Genomic DNA, 16679 nt, shown 5'->3' with positions numbered 1-16679 from the left:
CCCGGTGCCGGGGGAGCGCGCCGCCGCGACCGTCGTCGCCGCGGCAGGGGCGGTCGGAGCCGTGGCCGCCGCGGTCGGGGTGCTGCTCGCCCGCCGCGTCGTGCTCGGCGGCCGTCCGAGGTTCGTGCGTCTCCACTCGGCGTCGGCCGCGTCCGTCGTCCTCGACGCCGACGACGCGACGACCCGTCCCGGGTCCTTCGGGATCTGGTCCCCGTCGCGCGACGGTCACGTGCGCGTCGGCGCAGTTCTCGGCACACGCGACTCGGGACGCCTGGTCGAGCGCGAGGTCCTCCACTCCTGGGGCGCCACGATCAGCCCGGGTCCCGTCCGGTGGACCGGTCACGTGTTCGCCGTGCCGCAGCAGCTCGGGGTCGAGGTCGGCTCCGTCGACCTCGCCGTTTCCGGAGGAAGGGCACCCGCCTGGGTCTTCCCGGGCGCGGGCCCCGCGGCCGACGTCTGGACCGTGCACATCCACGGCATCCGCACCACGCGCGTCACGTCGCTGCGCTCCGTCCCCGTCGCCCGGCAGCTCGGCTTCACCTCGATCGTCCCCTCCTTCCGCGGCGACGGCGACGGACCCGACACTCCGCGGGGCGCGTCGATGCTCGGACAGGCCGAGTGGGCCGACGTGGAGGCGGCGCTGGATCACGCCGTCGCGCAGGGCGCCCGGTCGATCGTCCTCGTCGGCTGGTCTCTCGGCGCGCAGATCGCGCTCCTGCTCCAGGAGCGCTCCGCGCACCGCGCCCGCATCGCCGGCCTCGTCCTCGTCTGCCCCGCGACCACCTGGCGCGGAGCGATCCGTCACGGCGCCGCTCGCGCCGGTCTGCCGCGCGGGGCGGGACGGCTCGCGGAGTGGGCCCTCGGCGATCCGGTCCTCAGCAGGATCGTCGGTCTCCCCGCTCCGATCGACCTCGACGCACTCGACTGGGGCGCCGGTCCGCTGGTGTCCGTGCCGACCCTCGTCGTGCACTCCGTCGGCGATCCCGAGGTGCCCTTCGCACTGACGGAGCGCTTCGCCACGGCGAACGCGCGGTTCGTCGAGGTCGCCGCGTTCCCCGACACGGTGCACGGAGGGGAGTACAACCTCGACCCGGAGCGGTTCGACCGCGTGATCCGCGAGTGGGCGGCCCGCACGATCCCGCGGGCGTGATCCGAGACCGCCCGCCGGCCCGATCCCCGACCGAATCGACCGAGCGGATCCTCAAGATGACCTCCGGAAACGCGAGAACCCCCGCTCCTCCGAAGAGGGACAGGGGTTCCGATGCGTCGTTCTCGATCTGTGTCCGAGGGGGGACTTGAACCCCCACGCCCTATACGGGCACTAGCACCTCAAGCTAGCGCGTCTGCCATTTCCGCCACCCGGACGAGTGTTGTTTCCGGCCTGCGTTTCCGCGGCCGAAGAAGACATTAGCACGGTTTCGGAGCGGTCCATGACCGCGGCCCGCCGGTAGCGTGGGGGCATGACCAGCGCCTCCTCCTCCTCCGTCCCCGACCAGGAGCTCGACGAGACCGCGCTGATCGCGCGCGACCTCATCCGCTTCGACACGAGCAACTACGGCGAGGGCCGGGCGGAGCCCGAGCGGGAGGCCGCCGAGTACGTCGCGTCGTACCTGCGCGACCTCGGCCTCGAGCCGGAGCTCGTCGACTCCGACCCGGGGCGCACGAGCGTCGTCGCCCGGGTCGCGGGGGAGGACCGCGAGCGCGGCGCCCTCGTCGTGCACGGGCACCTCGACGTGGTCCCGGCGATCGCCGAGGACTGGAGCGTGGACCCCTTCGGCGGCGTCATCAAGGACGGCATGCTCTGGGGCCGCGGCGCCGTCGACATGAAGAACATGGACGCGATGATCCTGGCGTCGCTCGGCGACGTCCTCCGCTCCGGCCGGCGCCCCTCCCGCGACCTCGTCGTCGCGTTCTTCGCCGACGAGGAGGCGGGCGGCGTGCGCGGCTCCGGGCACCTCGTGAAGACCCGGCCCGAGCTGTTCGACGGAGCGACCGAGGCGATCAGCGAGGTCGGCGGCTACTCCATCGACCTCGACGGCACGCGCGCCTACCTCGTGCAGACCGGCGAGAAGGCGCTGCTCTGGCTGAAGCTCCGCGCCCGCGGCACCGCCGGCCACGGTTCGCAGATCAACCGCGAGAACGCGGTCACGCGCCTGGCCGAGGCGATCGCGCGCATCGGCAGCGAGGAGTGGCCCACCCGCCTCACCGACACCACGCGCGAACTCCTCGGCGAGGTCGCCCGCATCCTCGGCCGCGACCCCCAGCGCAGCACTCCGGAGGAGCTCGCCATCGCCACGGGCACCGCCTCGCGCTTCATCGCGGCCACGCTGCGCACCACCGCGAACCCCTCGATGCTCTCCGCCGGCTACAAGGCCAACGTCATCCCCGAGTTCGCCGAGGCCGTCGTCGACGTCCGCGTGCTCCCCGGCGAGGAGGACGCGGTGCTCGAGCGCATCCGCGAGCTCGCGGGCGAGCACATCGAGATCGAGGTCCAGCACCGCGACATCGGCCTCGAGGTCCCGTTCGCGGGCCCCCTGGTCGACAGCATGGCGGCGTCGCTCCGGCGCTTCGACCCCGAGGCCGAGGTGCTGCCCTACCTGCTCTCCGGAGGGACCGACAACAAGGCCCTCTCGACGCTCGGCATCACGGGCTACGGCTTCGCGCCGCTGCAGCTGCCGGGGTCCCTCGACTTCCCGGCGCTGTTCCACGGGGTCGATGAGCGGGTTCCGCTCGACGCACTAGTGTTTGGCAGGAAGGTCCTGACCGATCTGCTCCTGCGATCCTGAGGCCGGCCTTCCGACCGCCACCGACCGCCTGCTGGCCGACGACGCCCCAGCCCTCCTCGAAAGTGACGCATGGGCCTGCTCGAAGCGCTGATCCTGGGACTCGTCCAGGGTCTGACCGAATTCCTCCCCATCTCCTCCAGCGCCCACCTCCGCATCGTCAGCGAGCTGCTGCCGGGCCTGGGCGGCCGCGACACGGGTGCGGCGTTCACCGCGATCACGCAGCTGGGCACCGAGACCGCGGTGATCATCTACTTCTGGCGCGACATCGTGAAGATCGTCGGCAGCTGGTGCCGCTCGCTCGTGGGCCGCGTGCCCCGCTCCGACCCGAACGCCCGGATGGGCTGGCTGATCATCATCGGCAGCCTCCCGATCATCGTCCTCGGCCTGATCTTCCAGGACGCCATCGAGACGACGCTCCGCTCGCTGTGGGTGGTCGCCACGACGCTCATCCTCTTCGGCATCCTGCTCGGCATCGCCGACCACGTCGGAGCGAAGAAGCGCCGCCTGCGCGACCTGAACGGCCGCGACGGACTCATCTACGGCGGCGCGCAGGCGCTGGCCCTCATCCCGGGCGTCTCGCGCTCGGGCGGCACCATCACCGCCGGGCTCTTCATGGGCTACGAGCGCGCCGCGGCGGCCCGCTACTCGTTCCTCCTGGCGATCCCCGCCGTGTTCGGCAGCGGGCTCTACCAGCTCTACAAGAGCCTCACCGATCCCGAGGTGCTGCCGAACCAGATCCAGGTCGGCGGAGTCGAGACCCTCGTGGCGACGGTGGTCGCGTTCGTCGTCGGCTTCGTCGTGATCGCGTTCTTCATGGGCTACATCTCGCGCCGCAGCTTCCTCCCGTTCGTGATCTACCGGATCCTGCTCGGCGGTGTCCTGATGGTCGCGCTCAGCACCGGGCTCATCGCCGCCTAGATGCGCGCCTGGACCTCCCCGGACCTCCCCGCTCTGCCGGGAGCCGGACCCGTGCCCCGGATCCACGACACCTCGACCGGCGGGCTCGTCGAGCTCACCGCCACGGACGGGACCGCCCGCCTCTACGTCTGCGGAATCACGCCGTACGACGCGACCCATCTCGGCCACGCGTCGACCTATCTCGCCTTCGACACCGTGCAGCGGCTCTGGCGCGACGCCGGTCTCGAGGTCGACTACGCGCAGAACATCACCGACGTCGACGACCCGCTGCTCGAGCGCGCGACGGCGACCGGCGTCGACTGGCGGGACCTCGCCGAGGAGCAGGTGGAGCTGTTCCGCGGTGACATGGCCGCGCTGCGCATCCTGCCGCCCGCGCACTACGTCGGCGTCACCGAGACCGTCGAGCCGATCGCCGGCGCGGTCGCCCGTCTCGAGCGCGACGGAGTGGCCTACCGCGTCCCCGCGCCCGACGCGACGACCGAGGGAGCCGCGGACCTCTACTACGACGTCGCCGCGGCGGAGAGCGCCGTCTGGCACCTCGGCAGCGAGAGTCGACTCGACTCCGCCACCATGGCCGAGCTGTTCGCGCTCCGCGGCGGTGATCCGGAGCGTTCCGGCAAGCGGCATCCGCTCGACCCGCTGCTCTGGCGCGCCGAGCGCCCGGGGGAGCCCGCCTGGGACTCCGCCGTCGGTCGCGGCCGCCCCGGCTGGCACATCGAGTGCTCGGTCATCGCGCTCGATCGGCTCGGGCCCGACTTCACGCTGCAGGGCGGCGGGAGCGACCTCGTCTTCCCGCACCACGAGTTCAGCGCCGGTCACGCCGCCTCGCTGTCCGGCCGCCCGCTCGCCCGCGCCTATGCGCACGCCGGCATGGTCGGCTACGAGGGCGAGAAGATGAGCAAGTCGCTCGGCAACCTCGTGCTGGTGTCGCGACTGCGCGCCCAGGGAGCGGATCCGCGGGCGATCCGCCTCGCGCTCCTCGCGCACCACTACCGCTCGGACTGGGAGTGGCTGCCGGAGGATCTGCCCGCGGCCGTCGAGCGCCTCGGCCGCTGGGAGGCGTCGCTCGCGGCGACCGGGACCGCCTCGGCACTCGAGGTGCTCGAGCGGCTCCGCGCCGTCCTCCGCGAGGACCTGGACACTCCGGGCGCGATCGCACTCCTGGACGCGGTCGCCGCGACCGGGGTCGACGACCCCGCGATGCTGCGCGACACCGCCGACGCCCTGCTCGGGATCCGCCTGGGCTGATCCCCGGCAGGAGCCGCGGCGACGCGCGGCTCAGCGGGTCACGCCCGCCAGGGCTCCTCGCCCGAGCGGCCGTCGCCGCGGCGACGGAGGTAGCGCTCGAACTCCTGTGCGATGGCCTCGCCGCTCGCCTCGGGCGAGTCGACGGTGTCGCGCGCCTGCTCGAGCTGGGCGATGTAGGCGGCCATCTCCTCGTCGTCGGCCGCAAGTGCGTCGATCCCGCGCTCCCACTCCTCGGCCTCCTCGACGAGGTCGCCGCGGGGGATGCCCAGGCCGACGACCTCCTCGAGCTTCTCGAGCAGCGCCAGCATCGCCTTGGGCGAGGGCGCGTTGTGCACGTAGTGGGGGACCGAGGCCCAGATCGAGACGGCGGGGATCCCGACCTTCTGCGCGGCCTCGCCGATCACGCTGAGGATCCCGACCGGGCCCTCGTAGCTCGAGCGCTCGAGCTCGAGCTCGGAGCGCAGCTCGGCGTTCTCGCTCGAGGCGAAGATCGAGATCGGCCGGGTGTGCGGGACGTCGGCGAGCATCGCGCCGAGGAACACGACGGCCGAGATGTCGATGGCGAGCATCGCGTCGACGACCTCGGCGGCGAAGCTCTTCCAGCTGCGCGACGGCTCGGTGCCGATCATCACGTAGAGCGCGCTCTCGGCATGGACGGACGTGTCGGCCGGTCCGAAGATCTGCGTGCCGGGCCACGCGAGCGTGCGCCGGCCGTCTTCGCCGATCGAGAGCATCGGACGGGTGTACTGGAAGTCGTAGTACTGCTCGGCGTCGACCGCGAACAGGGGCACGTAGTCGCCGTCGTCCTTGACGAGGCGGACCGCCCCGCTCGCGGCGTCCCCCGCGTCGTTCCAGCCTTCGAAGGCCACGACGAGGACGTTTCCCTTGATCACGTTCATAGGCACGATCTCCGCGTTCGGCTCGAGGTCCGGGCCTGCGCGGTCCGCGGGCACCCGTTGCACAAGGATAGGACCCGCCCCGCCCGCGCCCGCGCGGCACCGGTGCTTTCCGCTGTCCGCGTACGGACGGCTCCCGCAGGGCTGCCGGTACGATGGTCGCTCGTGACTTCCGACTCCTCCGCCGCGCGCCCGACTCCCGACGCCCCGGCCGCGGTCCTCTGGGACATGGACGGCACGCTCGTCGACACCGAGCCGTACTGGATGGCCTCCGAGCACGCGCTCGTCGCGTCCTACGGCGGCGTCTGGACGCACGAGGACGCGATGAGCCTCGTCGGATCGGGGCTGCCCGCCTCCGCCCGCATCCTGCAGGGCAAGGGCGTCGACCTCAGCGTCGAGCAGATCATCGACCGGATGACCGACGAGGTCGTCGCGCAGCTGGCCGTCGAGATCCCGTGGCGACCCGGGGCGCTCGAGCTCCTCGCCGCGGTGCGTGCCGCGGGCGTGCCGCAGGCGCTGGTGACGATGTCCGTCGGACGGATGGCGCACGCCGTCGTCGACCGCCTGCCCTTCCCGGCGTTCGACGCCGTCGTCAGCGGCGACATGGTGGAGCGGAGCAAGCCCGACCCCGAGGCGTACCTGCTCGCCGCGCGGACCCTCGGCGTTCCGGTCGGCGCGTGCGTGGCGATCGAGGACTCGCACGCGGGCCTCGCCGCCGCCGTCGCCTCCGGCGCCGCCGCGATCGGCGTGCCCCACCAGCTCGAGCTCGACCCCGACGCTCCATACTCCCTCTGGCCCACCCTCGCGGGCCGCACCCTCGCGGACCTCGCGCTGGTGTCCTCCGAGCACCGCGGCGACCGACCGCTCAGAACCGAGACGGAGGCCCTCCGATGACCGGTGAGGCACTGCAGCATTCCGGCCCCTTCCGCGCGGGCGACCGCGTCCAACTGACCGGGCCGAAGGGGCGGATGAACACCATCACGCTCGTCCCGGGCAAGGTCTTCCACACGCACCGCGGAGGGATCGAGCACGACACGGTCATCGGGCTGCCCGACGGATCCGTGGTCGTCAACACCGTCGGGGTGGAGCACCTGGCCCTCCGACCGCTCCTGGCCGACTTCGTGATGTCGATGCCTCGAGGAGCGGCGATCGTCTACCCGAAGGACGCCGCCCAGATCCTCGCGCTCGCGGACGTGTTCCCCGGCGCCCGCGTCGTCGAGGCGGGCGTGGGCTCCGGAGCCCTCTCGCTGTGGCTCCTGCGCGCGGTCGGCCCGACCGGCCGTCTGGCGTCCTTCGAGCGCCGCGACGAGTTCGCCGACGTCGCCCGCGCCAACGTCGAGACGTTCCTCGGCTACACGCCCGACAACTGGAGCGTCACGGTCGGCGACCTCGTCGACGAGCTGCCCGGAGCGGTGCCCGCAGGCGAGGCGGACCGCGTCGTCCTCGACATGCTCGCGCCGTGGGAGTGCCTCGACGTCGCCGCAGAGGCACTCACCCCCGGCGGAGTGCTCCTCTGCTACGTCGCGACCGTGACGCAGCTCTCGCGGACGGCCGAGGCGATCCGCGCGTCCGGCCTCTTCACCAACCCCGCCTCCAACGAGACGATGGTGCGCGGCTGGCACGTCGAGGGCCTGGCCGTGCGGCCCGACCACCGGATGATCGGGCACACCGGCTTCCTGATCACCGCGCGCCGGCTCGCTCCGGACACCGTGCTCCCCGAGCTCAAGCGCCGCCCGTCCAAGACCGACTTCAGCGACGAGGACGTCGAGGCCTGGACCCCCGGCGCCCTCGGCGAGCGGGCGGTCAGCCCGAAGAGCCTGCGCAAGCGGGTCCGCGAATCGGCGACCAGCGCCGAGCTGTCGCGGGCGCGCGGCTTCGGCGCCGAGGAGCCCTCGGACGGCTCCGAGGGCGACGAGGGCATCGTCTAAGCTGATTCCGGCCTCCGGGCCGCCGTCCCGATGGCCCCGCACGCGGGCCCCCGCTCCACCCGTCGAATAGAGGACCCGTGCGCCGCACCACCGCGCTCATCGCCAGCATCGGCATCGTCGCCGCTCTCGCGGGATGCTCCGCGTCCTCGCCGACGGCCGACTGCGACGCCCCCTTCTCCTCCGGCGACTCGTCGTCGGCGGTCGAGGCGACCGGCGACTTCGGCTCGCAGCCCGACGTGACGGTGCCGAGCCCGCTGAAGGTCTCGACCTCGCAGGTCAGCACCCTGATCGAGGGCTCGGGCGACCCGCTCGAGAAGGGCCAGCTGGTCACGATCGACTACACGCTCGTCAACGGCGCCGACGGCAGCGTGCTCGAGGCCTCCCCGTACGACGGCGAGAGCACCGCGCGCTTCGCCGTGGGCGGCTCCGGTCTGGTGGGCCTGAACGACGGCCTGCTCTGCACGCAGGTCGGCTCGCGCGTCGCGATCGCGATCGCCCCGGAGGACGGCTTCGGCGAGTCCTCCGCCCAGCTCGGCATCTCCCCCGAGGACACCCTCGTCCTGGTCGCCGACGTGCAGAGCGCCTCGCTCGCCCGCGCGAACGGGGAGCAGCAGCCCGCTCCCAGCGGCTTCCCGACCGTGACCCTCGACGAGAACGGGCAGCCGGGGCTGGCGAAGCCCTCGGGCGACGCGCCGACCGAGCTCGAGATCGCCCAGCTGAAGAAGGGCGACGGCGAGGTCGTCGAAGAAGGCGACCAGGTCGTCGTCGCGTACACCGGCTGGCTCTGGAGCACGGGCGAGACCTTCGACTCCAGCTGGGAGAAGGGCGCGCCGGTCGTCTTCACCGCGGCCGACGGCTCCACGACCCAGGGCGGAGTGATCCCCGGCTTCGCCGAGGCCCTCATCGACCAGCCCGTCGGCTCGCAGGTCATCGCGATCATCCCGCCCGACCAGGGCTACGGCGACACCGAGCAGGGAGCCATCCCCGCCGGGTCGACGCTGATCTTCGTCGCGGACATCCTCGGCACCGTCTGAGTCCCCGGCGCCGCTCGGGCAGGCCGTGCCCGGGCCGCGCCCTAGACTGGAGGGCGTGCCCGCCGACGCTTCTCCCTCGAGCCGCATCCCGGCCGAGGAGCGTCTGTTCAACCTCGTGCTCGCCCTCGTGGCCGCCGAGAACGGACTCACCAAGGCGGACGTCCTCTCGACCGTCCAGGGCTACCGCCAGCGGTCCGACCGCGGCGATCGCGCCTCGCTCGAGCGGCAGTTCGAGCGAGACAAGGACGATCTGCGCGAGCTCGGCATCCCGATCGAGACGGTCGACGCCCCGGGCGATCCGGGCAACACGCAGACCGTGCGCTACCGCATCGCGAAGCGCAGCTACGACCTCCCCGCCGACATCTCCTTCGATCCGGAGGAGGTCGCCCTGCTCCGCCTCGCCGGTGCGGTGTGGCGCGAGGGCACCCTCTCGGCCGAATCCCGCCGGGCGCTGATCAAGCTCCGCTCGATCGGCGTGGAGTCGGTCGACCCCGTGATCGGGATCAGCCCGTCGATCCGGGTCCGTGAAGCCTCCTTCGAACCGCTGAGCACCGCGCTCGACCGCGGTCAGGTCGTCCGCTTCCCCTACCTCAAGCCCGGTGCCGCCGAGCCGCGCGTGCGCGTCGTCCGGCCTCGGGCCCTCGTGAACCACCAGGGCCGTTGGCACCTGCACGCCTGGGACGAGGGTGCCGAGGGGACGCGCACCTTCCTCCTCTCGCGCATCGTCGGGCCGGTCGCGTCGGCGGGCCGCACCTTCGCTCCGGAGGAGGGGGACCACGCGGTCGCGGCGCTCGCCCAGCTCGACGACGTGCTGCGCCGCAACACCGCGCTCCTGCGGGTGGCGCCGGACTCCGATGCGGCACTGCGCCTCGGCCGCCGTGCCGAGACGGCGGGGGAGGGCGAGCACCTGCTCCGCCTCCACTTCACCGACGCCGACATCCTGGCGGACGAGCTCGCGGGCTACGGCCCGGAGGTCGTCGTCCTCGAGCCGCTCGAGCTGCGCGACGCGGTGGTCCGGCGTCTGCGACGCTCCCTGTCCGACCACCGCCCGCAGCCCGCCTCCGGAGGGAGCCACGATGGCTAGGCCCCGCACGCTCCAGGCCCGCGACCGCCTCGCGGTCCTGCTCTCCCTCGTCCCGTACCTGCTCGACCGCGGCCGCGTCAGCGTCGGCGAGGTCGCCGAGCACTTCGACATCGCCCCGGAGGAGGTGCGGCGCGCCGTCCGCCTCATCGCCGTGTCGGGGATCCCCGGAGAGACGGCCCAGTACCAGGCGAACGACCTGTTCGACATCAGCTGGGACGACTTCGAGGAGAACGATCACGTCGTCCTCACCCAGCAGGTCGCGATCGACGACTCGCCCCGCTTCTCGGCGCGGGAGGCGGCGGCCCTGATCGCCGGCATGCAGTACCTCGCCGCGCTGCCCGAGAACCAGGGCAACGACCGCATCGCCGCTCTGATGGGCAAGCTGTCGCGCGGAGCCTCCTCGGCGCCGAGCGCGGTGGCCGTCGCGCGGGGCACCGGGGCCGATGCCGGGCTCGAGGTGATCCGGACCGCTCTGGCCGCAGGGACCCAGCTCGCCTTCGACTACCGCAACGCCCGCGGCGAGACGGAGTCGCGACTGGTCGACCCCTTCCTCCTCGAGTCCGTCGACCGCGACTGGTACCTCCGGGGCTGGTGCCACCTCCGCGAGGGCGTCCGCACGTTCCGCGTCGATCGGATGCGCGGGCTCGCCGACACGGGATCGCCGATCGTGCGGCGCCGCAACGAGGTCACTCTGCCGGACCGCCTCTTCGAGGCGTCCGACTCCGACCTTCTCGTCGATCTCCGGGTCGCGCCGAGCTCCGTCCCGCTCCTCGGCGACTACGCCGTGGACGCCGAGTTCCCGCCGGTTCCCGCCGATCAGGAGGAGCCCGGTGTGCTCGTCCGGATCCGCGTGGCGCACCTGGAGGGCCTCACCCGCCTGGTCGCCTCCCTGCCCGGCCTCGTGACCGTCGTCGCCCCGCCCGCCGCGCGCGACGCCGTCGCCGACTGGACTCTCGCCGCTCTGCGGGTCAACGGGGAGGAGGCGTCGTGACCTGGTGGTCGTGGATCCTGATCTGGGCGGTGCTCGCGATCGCCGCGCTCGCGGTGCTCGCGCTCTTCCTGGTGTCGTACTGGCGCAAGGGCCGCGCTCTCCTCGGGCAGCTCGACGAGCTCACCGCGACGCTCGACGCGATCCAGCCCGAGGGCGGCGTCCCGGTCGTCACCCGGCCGTCGTCGTCGCTCTTCGCCGATCGCGACGCGGTGCGGCGGGCTCACGAGTCCCGTCGCGACTCCCGCCGTGACAGGACTGAGGATCGCCGGTCGGTGCGAGTCGAACGGGGTAAGCTCCTGATACACCGCAACCGACAAGCAAAGTGAGTCTGCAATGTTCGCTGGCCTCCAGGGGTGGCACCTCCTCATCATCCTCGCTGTGATCCTCCTGCTCTTCGGTGCGCCCAAGCTGCCCCAGCTCGCGCGCAGCGTCGGCCAGTCGATGCGCATCTTCAAGAGCGAGGTCAAGACCATGAAGGAGGAGGACGGCTCCGAGCGCAAGGACTCCACCGAGGGTCCGGCGTCGTCCACCGGCACCACCACCGGCTCGACCACCGGCACCGGCTCGACCACGCCGCCCGAGTCACCGCTCAAGTAATGACGTCCGTGGCAGCGAAGAAGCCACGGACGAAGCGATCGGGGAAGGATCCCGAGGGGCGCATGTCCCTCGGCGCTCACCTGATCGAGCTCCGCAACCGGCTCTTCAAGTCGGCGATCGCGATCGTTCTCGGTTGCATCGCCGGATGGTTCGTCTCGGAGTGGGTGTTCGAGTCGCTCAAGGCGCCCATCCTCGAGGTGGCGTCGACCCAGGGCAAAGAGGCGATCCTCAACTTCCCGACGATCGCCGGCGCCTTCGATCTGCGCCTCCAGATCGCCATGACCGTCGGCATCGTGATCGCGAGCCCGGTGTGGCTCTACCAGATCTGGGCGTTCCTCGTGCCCGGTCTCACGAAGAAGGAGATGCGGTACGGGCTCGGGTTCATCCTGACCGCCATCCCGCTGTTCTTCGCCGGCTGCGCGGCGGGCTGGTTCGTCTTCCCGCACATCGTCGAGCTGCTCACGGGCTTCACGGGTGACAACGCGGCGAGCTTCATCGACGCGAAGTACTACTACGACTTCGTCCTCAAGCTCGTCCTGATGGTCGGCATCGCGTTCGTGCTGCCGGTGTTCCTGGTCCTGCTGAACTTCCTCGGGATCCTGCCCGGGATGCTGATCCTGAAGTCGTGGCGCATCGCGATCATGGTGATCGTCTTCTTCACCGCGATCGCGACCCCTGCGGCCGACCCGATCTCGATGTTCCTGCTCGCGATCCCGATCATCGTCCTGTTCTTCCTCGCGTGCGGCATCGCGATCCTCCACGACCGTCGCGTCGCGAAGCGCCAGCCGGTGTTCGACGGCACCGCCTCCGACCTGCCCGCGTGAGCGATCAGTCCCCGTCGGAGCGCTTCGCCGCGTTCCGCACCCGCCAGGGCCATGCGAGGGTCGAGTCGTTCCGCTCGACCCTCGCGTTCGACCTCGATCCGTTCCAGTACGAGGCGTGCAGCGCTCTCGACGACGGTCGGAGCGTCCTGGTCGCGGCCCCCACGGGTGCTGGGAAGACCGCCGTCGCCGAGTTCGCGATCCACCTCGCCATGCAGGACCCGACCGCCAAGGTGTTCTACACGACGCCGATGAAGGCGCTCAGCAACCAGAAGTTCCAGGAGTTCGTCGAGGACTACGGAGCGTCCGAGGTCGGCCTCCTCACCGGCGACTCGAACGTGAACGCCCGGGCCCGCATCGTCGTCATGACGACCGAGGTCCTGCGGAACATGCTGTACGCCGACTCCGATCTGCTGCGCGATCTCGCGTACGTGGTCATGGACGAGGTCCACTACCTCGCCGATCGCTTCCGCGGGGCGGTGTGGGAGGAGGTCATCATCCACCTCCCGCAGCGCGTCCGCCTCGTCTCGCTCAGCGCGACGGTGTCGAACGCCGAGGAGTTCGGCGACTGGCTGCAGACCGTCCGGGGCGAGACCGAGGTCATCGTGTCGGAGGAGCGGCCCGTGCCGCTGGATCAGCACGTGCTCGTCGGCGGCAAGCTGCTCGACCTGTTCGATTCCTCCGGCCGCGCCGCGACGAACCGGGTCAACCCCGAGCTGGCGCGTCTCGCTCAGGGCGGGACGCGAGTCGAGCGCGGCGGCCGGGGCGGCCCGCGCGGCCGGGGCCGCGGTCGGTTCCAGGACACCCGTCCGGCCGACGATCTCGTCCAGCGCTCCGAGGTCGTGGAGATCCTCGAGGGCAAGAACCTCCTCCCCGCCATCTTCTTCGTCTTCAGCCGTGCAGGCTGCGATCAGGCAGTGCGGCAGGTGCTGCGCTCGGGGGTCCGGCTCACCGAGCGGCACGAGCGCGATGAGATCCGCGCCGTCGTGGAGGAGCGCTGCCGCACCATCCGCGACGAGGATCTCGCCGTCCTGGGCTACTGGGAGTGGCTCGACGGACTGCAGCGCGGGGTCGCCGCGCACCACGCCGGCATGCTCCCCGCCTTCAAGGAGGTCGTCGAGGAGCTGTTCCTGCGCAAGCTCGTGCGAGTCGTCTTCGCGACCGAGACGCTCGCGCTCGGCATCAACATGCCCGCTCGCACGGTCGTGCTCGAGAAGCTCGAGAAGTTCAACGGCGAGGCCCGCGTCCCCATCACTCCGGGGGAGTACACCCAGCTCACCGGTCGCGCGGGCCGGCGCGGCATCGACGTCGAGGGCCACTCCGTCATCCAGTGGCGCGGCGGGATGAACCCGCAGGCCGTGGCGTCGCTGGCCTCGCGCCGCACCTACCCGCTGAACTCGAGCTTCCGGCCGAGCTACAACATGGCCTGCAACCTCATCGAGCAGTTCGGCCGGACGCGGACCCGCGAGATCCTCGAGTCCTCGTTCGCCCAGTTCCAGGCCGATCGCTCCGTCGTCGACCTCGCTCGACGGGTGCGGCAGCAGGAGGAGTCGCTCGACGGCTACGTCACGGCCATGCAGTGCCACCTCGGCGACTTCGAGGAGTATGCGGCCATCCGGCGCGAGATCAGCGAGCTCGAGCGCCGCGGCGCGGTCCGGGGGGAGTCCGCCTCGCACGCCGAGCGCGAGAAGAGGCAGGGGCAGCTGACCTCGCTCCGCCGCCGGATGAAGGCGCACCCCTGCCACGCCTGCACCGATCGTGAGCAGCACGCGCGCTGGGCCGAGCGGTGGTGGAAGCTCCGCCGGGAGACCGACGAGATCGAGCGCCAGATCCGCTCGCGCACCGGAGCCGTGGCCAAGGTCTTCGATCGCATCACCGAGGTCCTCCTCGAGCTGGGCTACTTCCGGCGCGACGACGCGGGCGAGCTCTCGCTCACGCCGAACGGGCGGACCCTGCGCCGCATCTACGGGGAGCGCGATCTGCTCGTCGCGGAGTGCCTCCGGAAGCAGGCCTGGACGGAGCTCGACCCGGCCGGCCTCGCGGCGATGGCGTGCTGCCTCGTCTTCGAGCCGCGGCGCGAGGAGGGGACGCTCAACGAGAAGTTCCTCCCGCGCGGCGGGTTCCCCGAGGCGCTCGAGAAGACGCAGCTGCTCTGGGCGCGACTCGACGACGTCGAGCGAGACCACCGACTGCCCGGCAGCAACCCGATCTCGACGAGCCTCGCGCTCGCGATGAACATGTGGGCGCGCGGGATGCCGTTGGACGCCGTCCTGCGCGAGGCCGACATGGCGGCCGGTGACTTCGTCCGGTGGGCGAAGCAGACCATCGACCTCCTCGACCAGCTCTCGGTGGTGGCGGACGGCAAGGTCGGCCGCGCCGCCCGCACGGCACTCGACCTCGTGCGCCGGGGCATCGTCGCCTACTCCGCGGTCGCATGATCGGAGCGACTCCCGCGCCTCCGGGGCGCACGGCACCGCTGTGGCTCGCGCTGATCCTCGCCGCGCTCGGGGGAGCGGTCCTGGACCGCGGGTTCCCGGACACCGACGTCTGGCCGCTCGCGATCATCGGCGCCGCGGCCATCCTGTCCGCGCTCGCCGGCCGCGGCTTCTGGAGCGGCGCGCTGGTGGGCCTCGTCGGCGGCGCCGTGTTCTGGGGCGTCCACATCGAGTGGCTGACGCTGTACCTCGGGCCCGTGCCGTGGGCGGCCCTGGCGGGACTCCAGGCGATCTTCTTCGCCCTCTCCGCCGGTCTGATGGCGCTCGTGTCCACGCGCGGCCACCTCGTCTGGACCGGACCGCTCGGGCGCATGGTCGGCATCCCGGCCCTGCTCGCCGCACTCTGGGCGGGTCGCGAGACGATTACGAGCGTCTGGCCGTACGGCGGCTTCGCCTGGGGGAGGCTCGCGCTCTCGCAGTCGACGGGCCCGCTGGCCGATCTCGCCGCCTGGATCGGATTCACGGGACTGAGCTTCGTGGTGGCGTTCCTCGCGGCGCTCCTGGCGCAGGCCGTCCGCGAGGTCTCGGTCCCCGGCACCGCGCGTGTCGCGACCGTCGCCGGCTTCGCGATCGTCGCCCTCGTGTTCCCGGCCTGGCCGGCACCGACCGACGGGACGACCCGCATCGCGGCGATCCAGGGCGACTCCGACGCCGGCCTCTTCTCGGAGAGCTACCGCGGGCAGATCCTCGAGGACCACACCTCCGCGACGCTGCCCGTGCTCGACGAGGACGTCGACATGGTGGTCTGGCCAGAGAACGGCGTCGACATCGATCCGACGCGCAACGCCCAGTCGGCCGCGGTGCTCGACTACCTCAGCCGCACCATGGACGCGCCGTTCGTCGTCGGCACGATCACGAACCCCGAGGAGGACGTCTTCTACAACAGCTCGCTGCTCTGGAAGGCGGGGGAGGGTGCGACGCAGGTCTACGACAAGGTCCATCCGGTGCCGTTCGCCGAGTACATGCCGGATCGCGCGTTCTGGCGGATGTTCGCTCCGGACCTCGTCGATCTCGTGAGCCGGGACTACTCGATCGGCACCCGGCCGAACGTGTTCGACATCGACGGGGTGCTCGCGGGCATCGCGATCTGCTTCGACATCTCGGACGATGCACTGACGAACGCGATGATCGACGGCGATGCCGAGATCATCCTCGCCCAGACCAACAACGCCGACTTCGGGCGCACGGACGAGAGCGTCCAGCAGCTCGCGATCGCGCGGCTGCGGGCGATCGAGACCGGCCGGAGCGTGGTGAACATCTCGACGGTCGGCACGAGCGCGATCATCGCGCCCGACGGCTCGACGCTCGACTCCCTGACATGGTTCGAGCCGGGTGCCATGGTGGACGAGGTCCCCCTCGCCTCCACCACGACCCCGGCTCTGGTGTGGTCCCGGAACCTCGGCTGGTACTTCCTCGCCGCAGGTCTCGTGGGCCTGGTCTCGTTCGTCCTGCGGACGCGCGCTCCCCGGCCCCGGGACGCAGACCGGCGCTAAGCGCCGATCTTGTGCTCGCCTCGACGGGCGCGCAGGTAGGCGAGCCGCTCCTCGAGCAGCTCCTCCAGCTCCGCGCGGGTGCGGCGCTCGAGCAGCATGTCCCAGTGGGTACGGGGCGCCTTCTGCTCACCGCGGTCGACGACGACGGGCTTCGAGTCCACCAGGAGGGTGGCCTCGTGACCGCACGCGCGGCACTCCCAGGTCTCCGGCGCCTCGGCGTCGGCCGAGAACACCATGTCGGTGTCGTGGCCGCAGTTCGTGCAGTGGTAGGTGTGCGTCGAACGCGGTGAGAAGACGACACCCTCCTCGCTCTGCAGGCTCTGAGAACCCAGTCTCATTCCTCGCAAGCTTCGATCTGCCATTGTGTGGTCTCCTCTCGCTGTGCTCC

16 protein-coding genes and 1 tRNA gene are annotated in these 16679 nt (G+C 71.7%); 14 read left to right on the top strand and 3 right to left on the bottom strand.

All coding sequences use genetic code 11. The annotated features are described in order from the left end of the window. Nucleotides 1-4: 4 nt before the first annotated feature. Nucleotides 5-1150 (top strand): alpha/beta hydrolase family protein, encoded by a 1146-nt coding sequence (locus ASF46_RS08675; RefSeq protein ID WP_056867144.1) that lies wholly within the window; start codon nucleotides 5-7, stop codon nucleotides 1148-1150. A 130-nt stretch (nucleotides 1151-1280) separates the two neighbouring features. Here ASF46_RS08675 and ASF46_RS08670 read toward each other — a convergent pair. Next, nucleotides 1281-1365 (bottom strand) — tRNA-Leu (locus ASF46_RS08670). A gap of 95 nt (nucleotides 1366-1460) precedes the next feature. On the opposite strand from ASF46_RS08670, the gene ASF46_RS08665 reads away from it, so the two are divergent. The 3 genes from ASF46_RS08665 (at nucleotide 1461) to mshC (ending at nucleotide 4952) form a co-directional block, all read left to right on the top strand. After that, nucleotides 1461-2786 carry a M20/M25/M40 family metallo-hydrolase gene (locus tag ASF46_RS08665; protein ID WP_056867143.1) on the top strand — a complete coding sequence of 442 codons (1326 nt, stop codon included), beginning with the start codon at nucleotides 1461-1463 and terminating at the stop codon, nucleotides 2784-2786. Nucleotides 2787-2855: 69 nt separating this feature from the next. Then, complete coding sequence (locus ASF46_RS08660; RefSeq protein ID WP_056867142.1) at nucleotides 2856-3704, top strand: undecaprenyl-diphosphate phosphatase; 849 nt, start codon at nucleotides 2856-2858, stop codon at nucleotides 3702-3704. Further along, nucleotides 3705-4952, top strand: a complete 1248-nt coding sequence (gene mshC / locus ASF46_RS08655; protein WP_056867141.1) for a cysteine--1-D-myo-inosityl 2-amino-2-deoxy-alpha-D-glucopyranoside ligase — start codon at nucleotides 3705-3707, stop codon at nucleotides 4950-4952. It begins immediately after the preceding gene. Between the two features lie 38 nt (nucleotides 4953-4990). Here mshC and ASF46_RS08650 read toward each other — a convergent pair whose 3' ends face one another. Beyond that, nucleotides 4991-5851 (bottom strand): proteasome assembly chaperone family protein, encoded by an 861-nt coding sequence (locus ASF46_RS08650; RefSeq protein WP_056867140.1) that lies wholly within the window; start codon nucleotides 5849-5851, stop codon nucleotides 4991-4993. A gap of 162 nt (nucleotides 5852-6013) precedes the next feature. Between ASF46_RS08650 and ASF46_RS08645 the strand changes: the two genes are divergently transcribed. The 10 genes from ASF46_RS08645 (at nucleotide 6014) to lnt (ending at nucleotide 16291) form a co-directional block, all read left to right on the top strand. Beyond that, entirely contained in the window at nucleotides 6014-6742 is a 729-nt protein-coding gene (locus ASF46_RS08645) for an HAD family hydrolase (protein ID WP_268788638.1), read from the top strand. Continuing rightward, the gene (locus ASF46_RS08640; RefSeq protein WP_056867139.1) at nucleotides 6739-7776 is read left to right on the top strand and encodes a tRNA (adenine-N1)-methyltransferase; all 1038 of its coding nucleotides are present in this window, start codon (nucleotides 6739-6741) and stop codon (nucleotides 7774-7776) included. Before ASF46_RS08645 ends, ASF46_RS08640 begins: the two co-directional genes overlap by 4 nt. A gap of 77 nt (nucleotides 7777-7853) precedes the next feature. Further along, the gene (locus tag ASF46_RS08635; protein ID WP_056867138.1) at nucleotides 7854-8810 is read left to right on the top strand and encodes an FKBP-type peptidyl-prolyl cis-trans isomerase; all 957 of its coding nucleotides are present in this window, start codon (nucleotides 7854-7856) and stop codon (nucleotides 8808-8810) included. Nucleotides 8811-8865: 55 nt separating this feature from the next. Further along, nucleotides 8866-9894 carry a helix-turn-helix transcriptional regulator gene (locus ASF46_RS08630; RefSeq protein ID WP_056867137.1) on the top strand — a complete coding sequence of 343 codons (1029 nt, stop codon included), beginning with the start codon at nucleotides 8866-8868 and terminating at the stop codon, nucleotides 9892-9894. Next, a complete protein-coding gene (locus ASF46_RS08625) occupies nucleotides 9887-10885 on the top strand; it encodes a helix-turn-helix transcriptional regulator (protein ID WP_056867136.1) in 999 nt (332 codons plus the stop codon). Before ASF46_RS08630 ends, ASF46_RS08625 begins: the two co-directional genes overlap by 8 nt. Next, nucleotides 10882-11211: a hypothetical protein gene (locus ASF46_RS08620; protein ID WP_056867135.1), complete on the top strand. Its 330-nt coding sequence runs from the start codon at nucleotides 10882-10884 to the stop codon at nucleotides 11209-11211. The genes ASF46_RS08625 and ASF46_RS08620 overlap by 4 nt, the downstream gene beginning before the upstream one ends. Nucleotides 11212-11218: 7 nt before the next feature. Next, the gene (tatA, locus tag ASF46_RS08615) at nucleotides 11219-11482 is read left to right on the top strand and encodes a Sec-independent protein translocase subunit TatA (protein ID WP_056867134.1); all 264 of its coding nucleotides are present in this window, start codon (nucleotides 11219-11221) and stop codon (nucleotides 11480-11482) included. 62 nt (nucleotides 11483-11544) lie between these two features. Then, nucleotides 11545-12306, top strand: a complete 762-nt coding sequence (gene tatC / locus ASF46_RS08610; RefSeq protein ID WP_055792125.1) for a twin-arginine translocase subunit TatC — start codon at nucleotides 11545-11547, stop codon at nucleotides 12304-12306. Further along, the gene (locus ASF46_RS08605; protein WP_056867133.1) at nucleotides 12303-14741 is read left to right on the top strand and encodes a DEAD/DEAH box helicase; all 2439 of its coding nucleotides are present in this window, start codon (nucleotides 12303-12305) and stop codon (nucleotides 14739-14741) included. The genes tatC and ASF46_RS08605 overlap by 4 nt, the downstream gene beginning before the upstream one ends. Then, the gene (gene lnt / locus ASF46_RS08600; RefSeq protein ID WP_056867132.1) at nucleotides 14738-16291 is read left to right on the top strand and encodes an apolipoprotein N-acyltransferase; all 1554 of its coding nucleotides are present in this window, start codon (nucleotides 14738-14740) and stop codon (nucleotides 16289-16291) included. Before ASF46_RS08605 ends, lnt begins: the two co-directional genes overlap by 4 nt. On the opposite strand, the gene ASF46_RS08595 is transcribed toward lnt, so the two are convergent. Beyond that, nucleotides 16288-16653 (bottom strand): RNA polymerase-binding protein RbpA, encoded by a 366-nt coding sequence (locus ASF46_RS08595; RefSeq protein ID WP_055792134.1) that lies wholly within the window; start codon nucleotides 16651-16653, stop codon nucleotides 16288-16290. The genes lnt and ASF46_RS08595 overlap by 4 nt on opposite strands. Nucleotides 16654-16679 lie beyond the last annotated feature (26 nt).

The organism is Rathayibacter sp. Leaf296 (assembly GCF_001423045.1).
Classification (GTDB): Bacteria; Actinomycetota; Actinomycetes; order Actinomycetales; family Microbacteriaceae; genus Rathayibacter; species Rathayibacter caricis.
The sequence above is the reverse complement of the archived record's forward strand: the minus strand, read 5'-3'. Positions and strand labels throughout refer to the sequence as shown.

What these genes read in the sequence shown, in the direction of transcription:
- ASF46_RS08665 (WP_056867143.1), top strand. Translation starts at nt 1,461, where the DNA reads ATGACCAGCGCCTCCTCCTCCTCCGTCCCCGACCAGGAGCTCGACGAG.
- ASF46_RS08660 (WP_056867142.1), top strand. Translation starts at nt 2,856, where the DNA reads ATGGGCCTGCTCGAAGCGCTGATCCTGGGACTCGTCCAGGGTCTGACC.
- mshC (WP_056867141.1), top strand. Translation starts at nt 3,705, where the DNA reads ATGCGCGCCTGGACCTCCCCGGACCTCCCCGCTCTGCCGGGAGCCGGA.
- ASF46_RS08650 (WP_056867140.1), bottom strand. Translation starts at nt 5,851, where the DNA reads ATGAACGTGATCAAGGGAAACGTCCTCGTCGTGGCCTTCGAAGGCTGG.
- ASF46_RS08640 (WP_056867139.1), top strand. Translation starts at nt 6,739, where the DNA reads ATGACCGGTGAGGCACTGCAGCATTCCGGCCCCTTCCGCGCGGGCGAC.
- ASF46_RS08625 (WP_056867136.1), top strand. Translation starts at nt 9,887, where the DNA reads ATGGCTAGGCCCCGCACGCTCCAGGCCCGCGACCGCCTCGCGGTCCTG.
- tatA (WP_056867134.1), top strand. Translation starts at nt 11,219, where the DNA reads ATGTTCGCTGGCCTCCAGGGGTGGCACCTCCTCATCATCCTCGCTGTG.
- tatC (WP_055792125.1), top strand. Translation starts at nt 11,545, where the DNA reads ATGTCCCTCGGCGCTCACCTGATCGAGCTCCGCAACCGGCTCTTCAAG.
- lnt (WP_056867132.1), top strand. Translation starts at nt 14,738, where the DNA reads ATGATCGGAGCGACTCCCGCGCCTCCGGGGCGCACGGCACCGCTGTGG.
- ASF46_RS08595 (WP_055792134.1), bottom strand. Translation starts at nt 16,653, where the DNA reads ATGGCAGATCGAAGCTTGCGAGGAATGAGACTGGGTTCTCAGAGCCTG.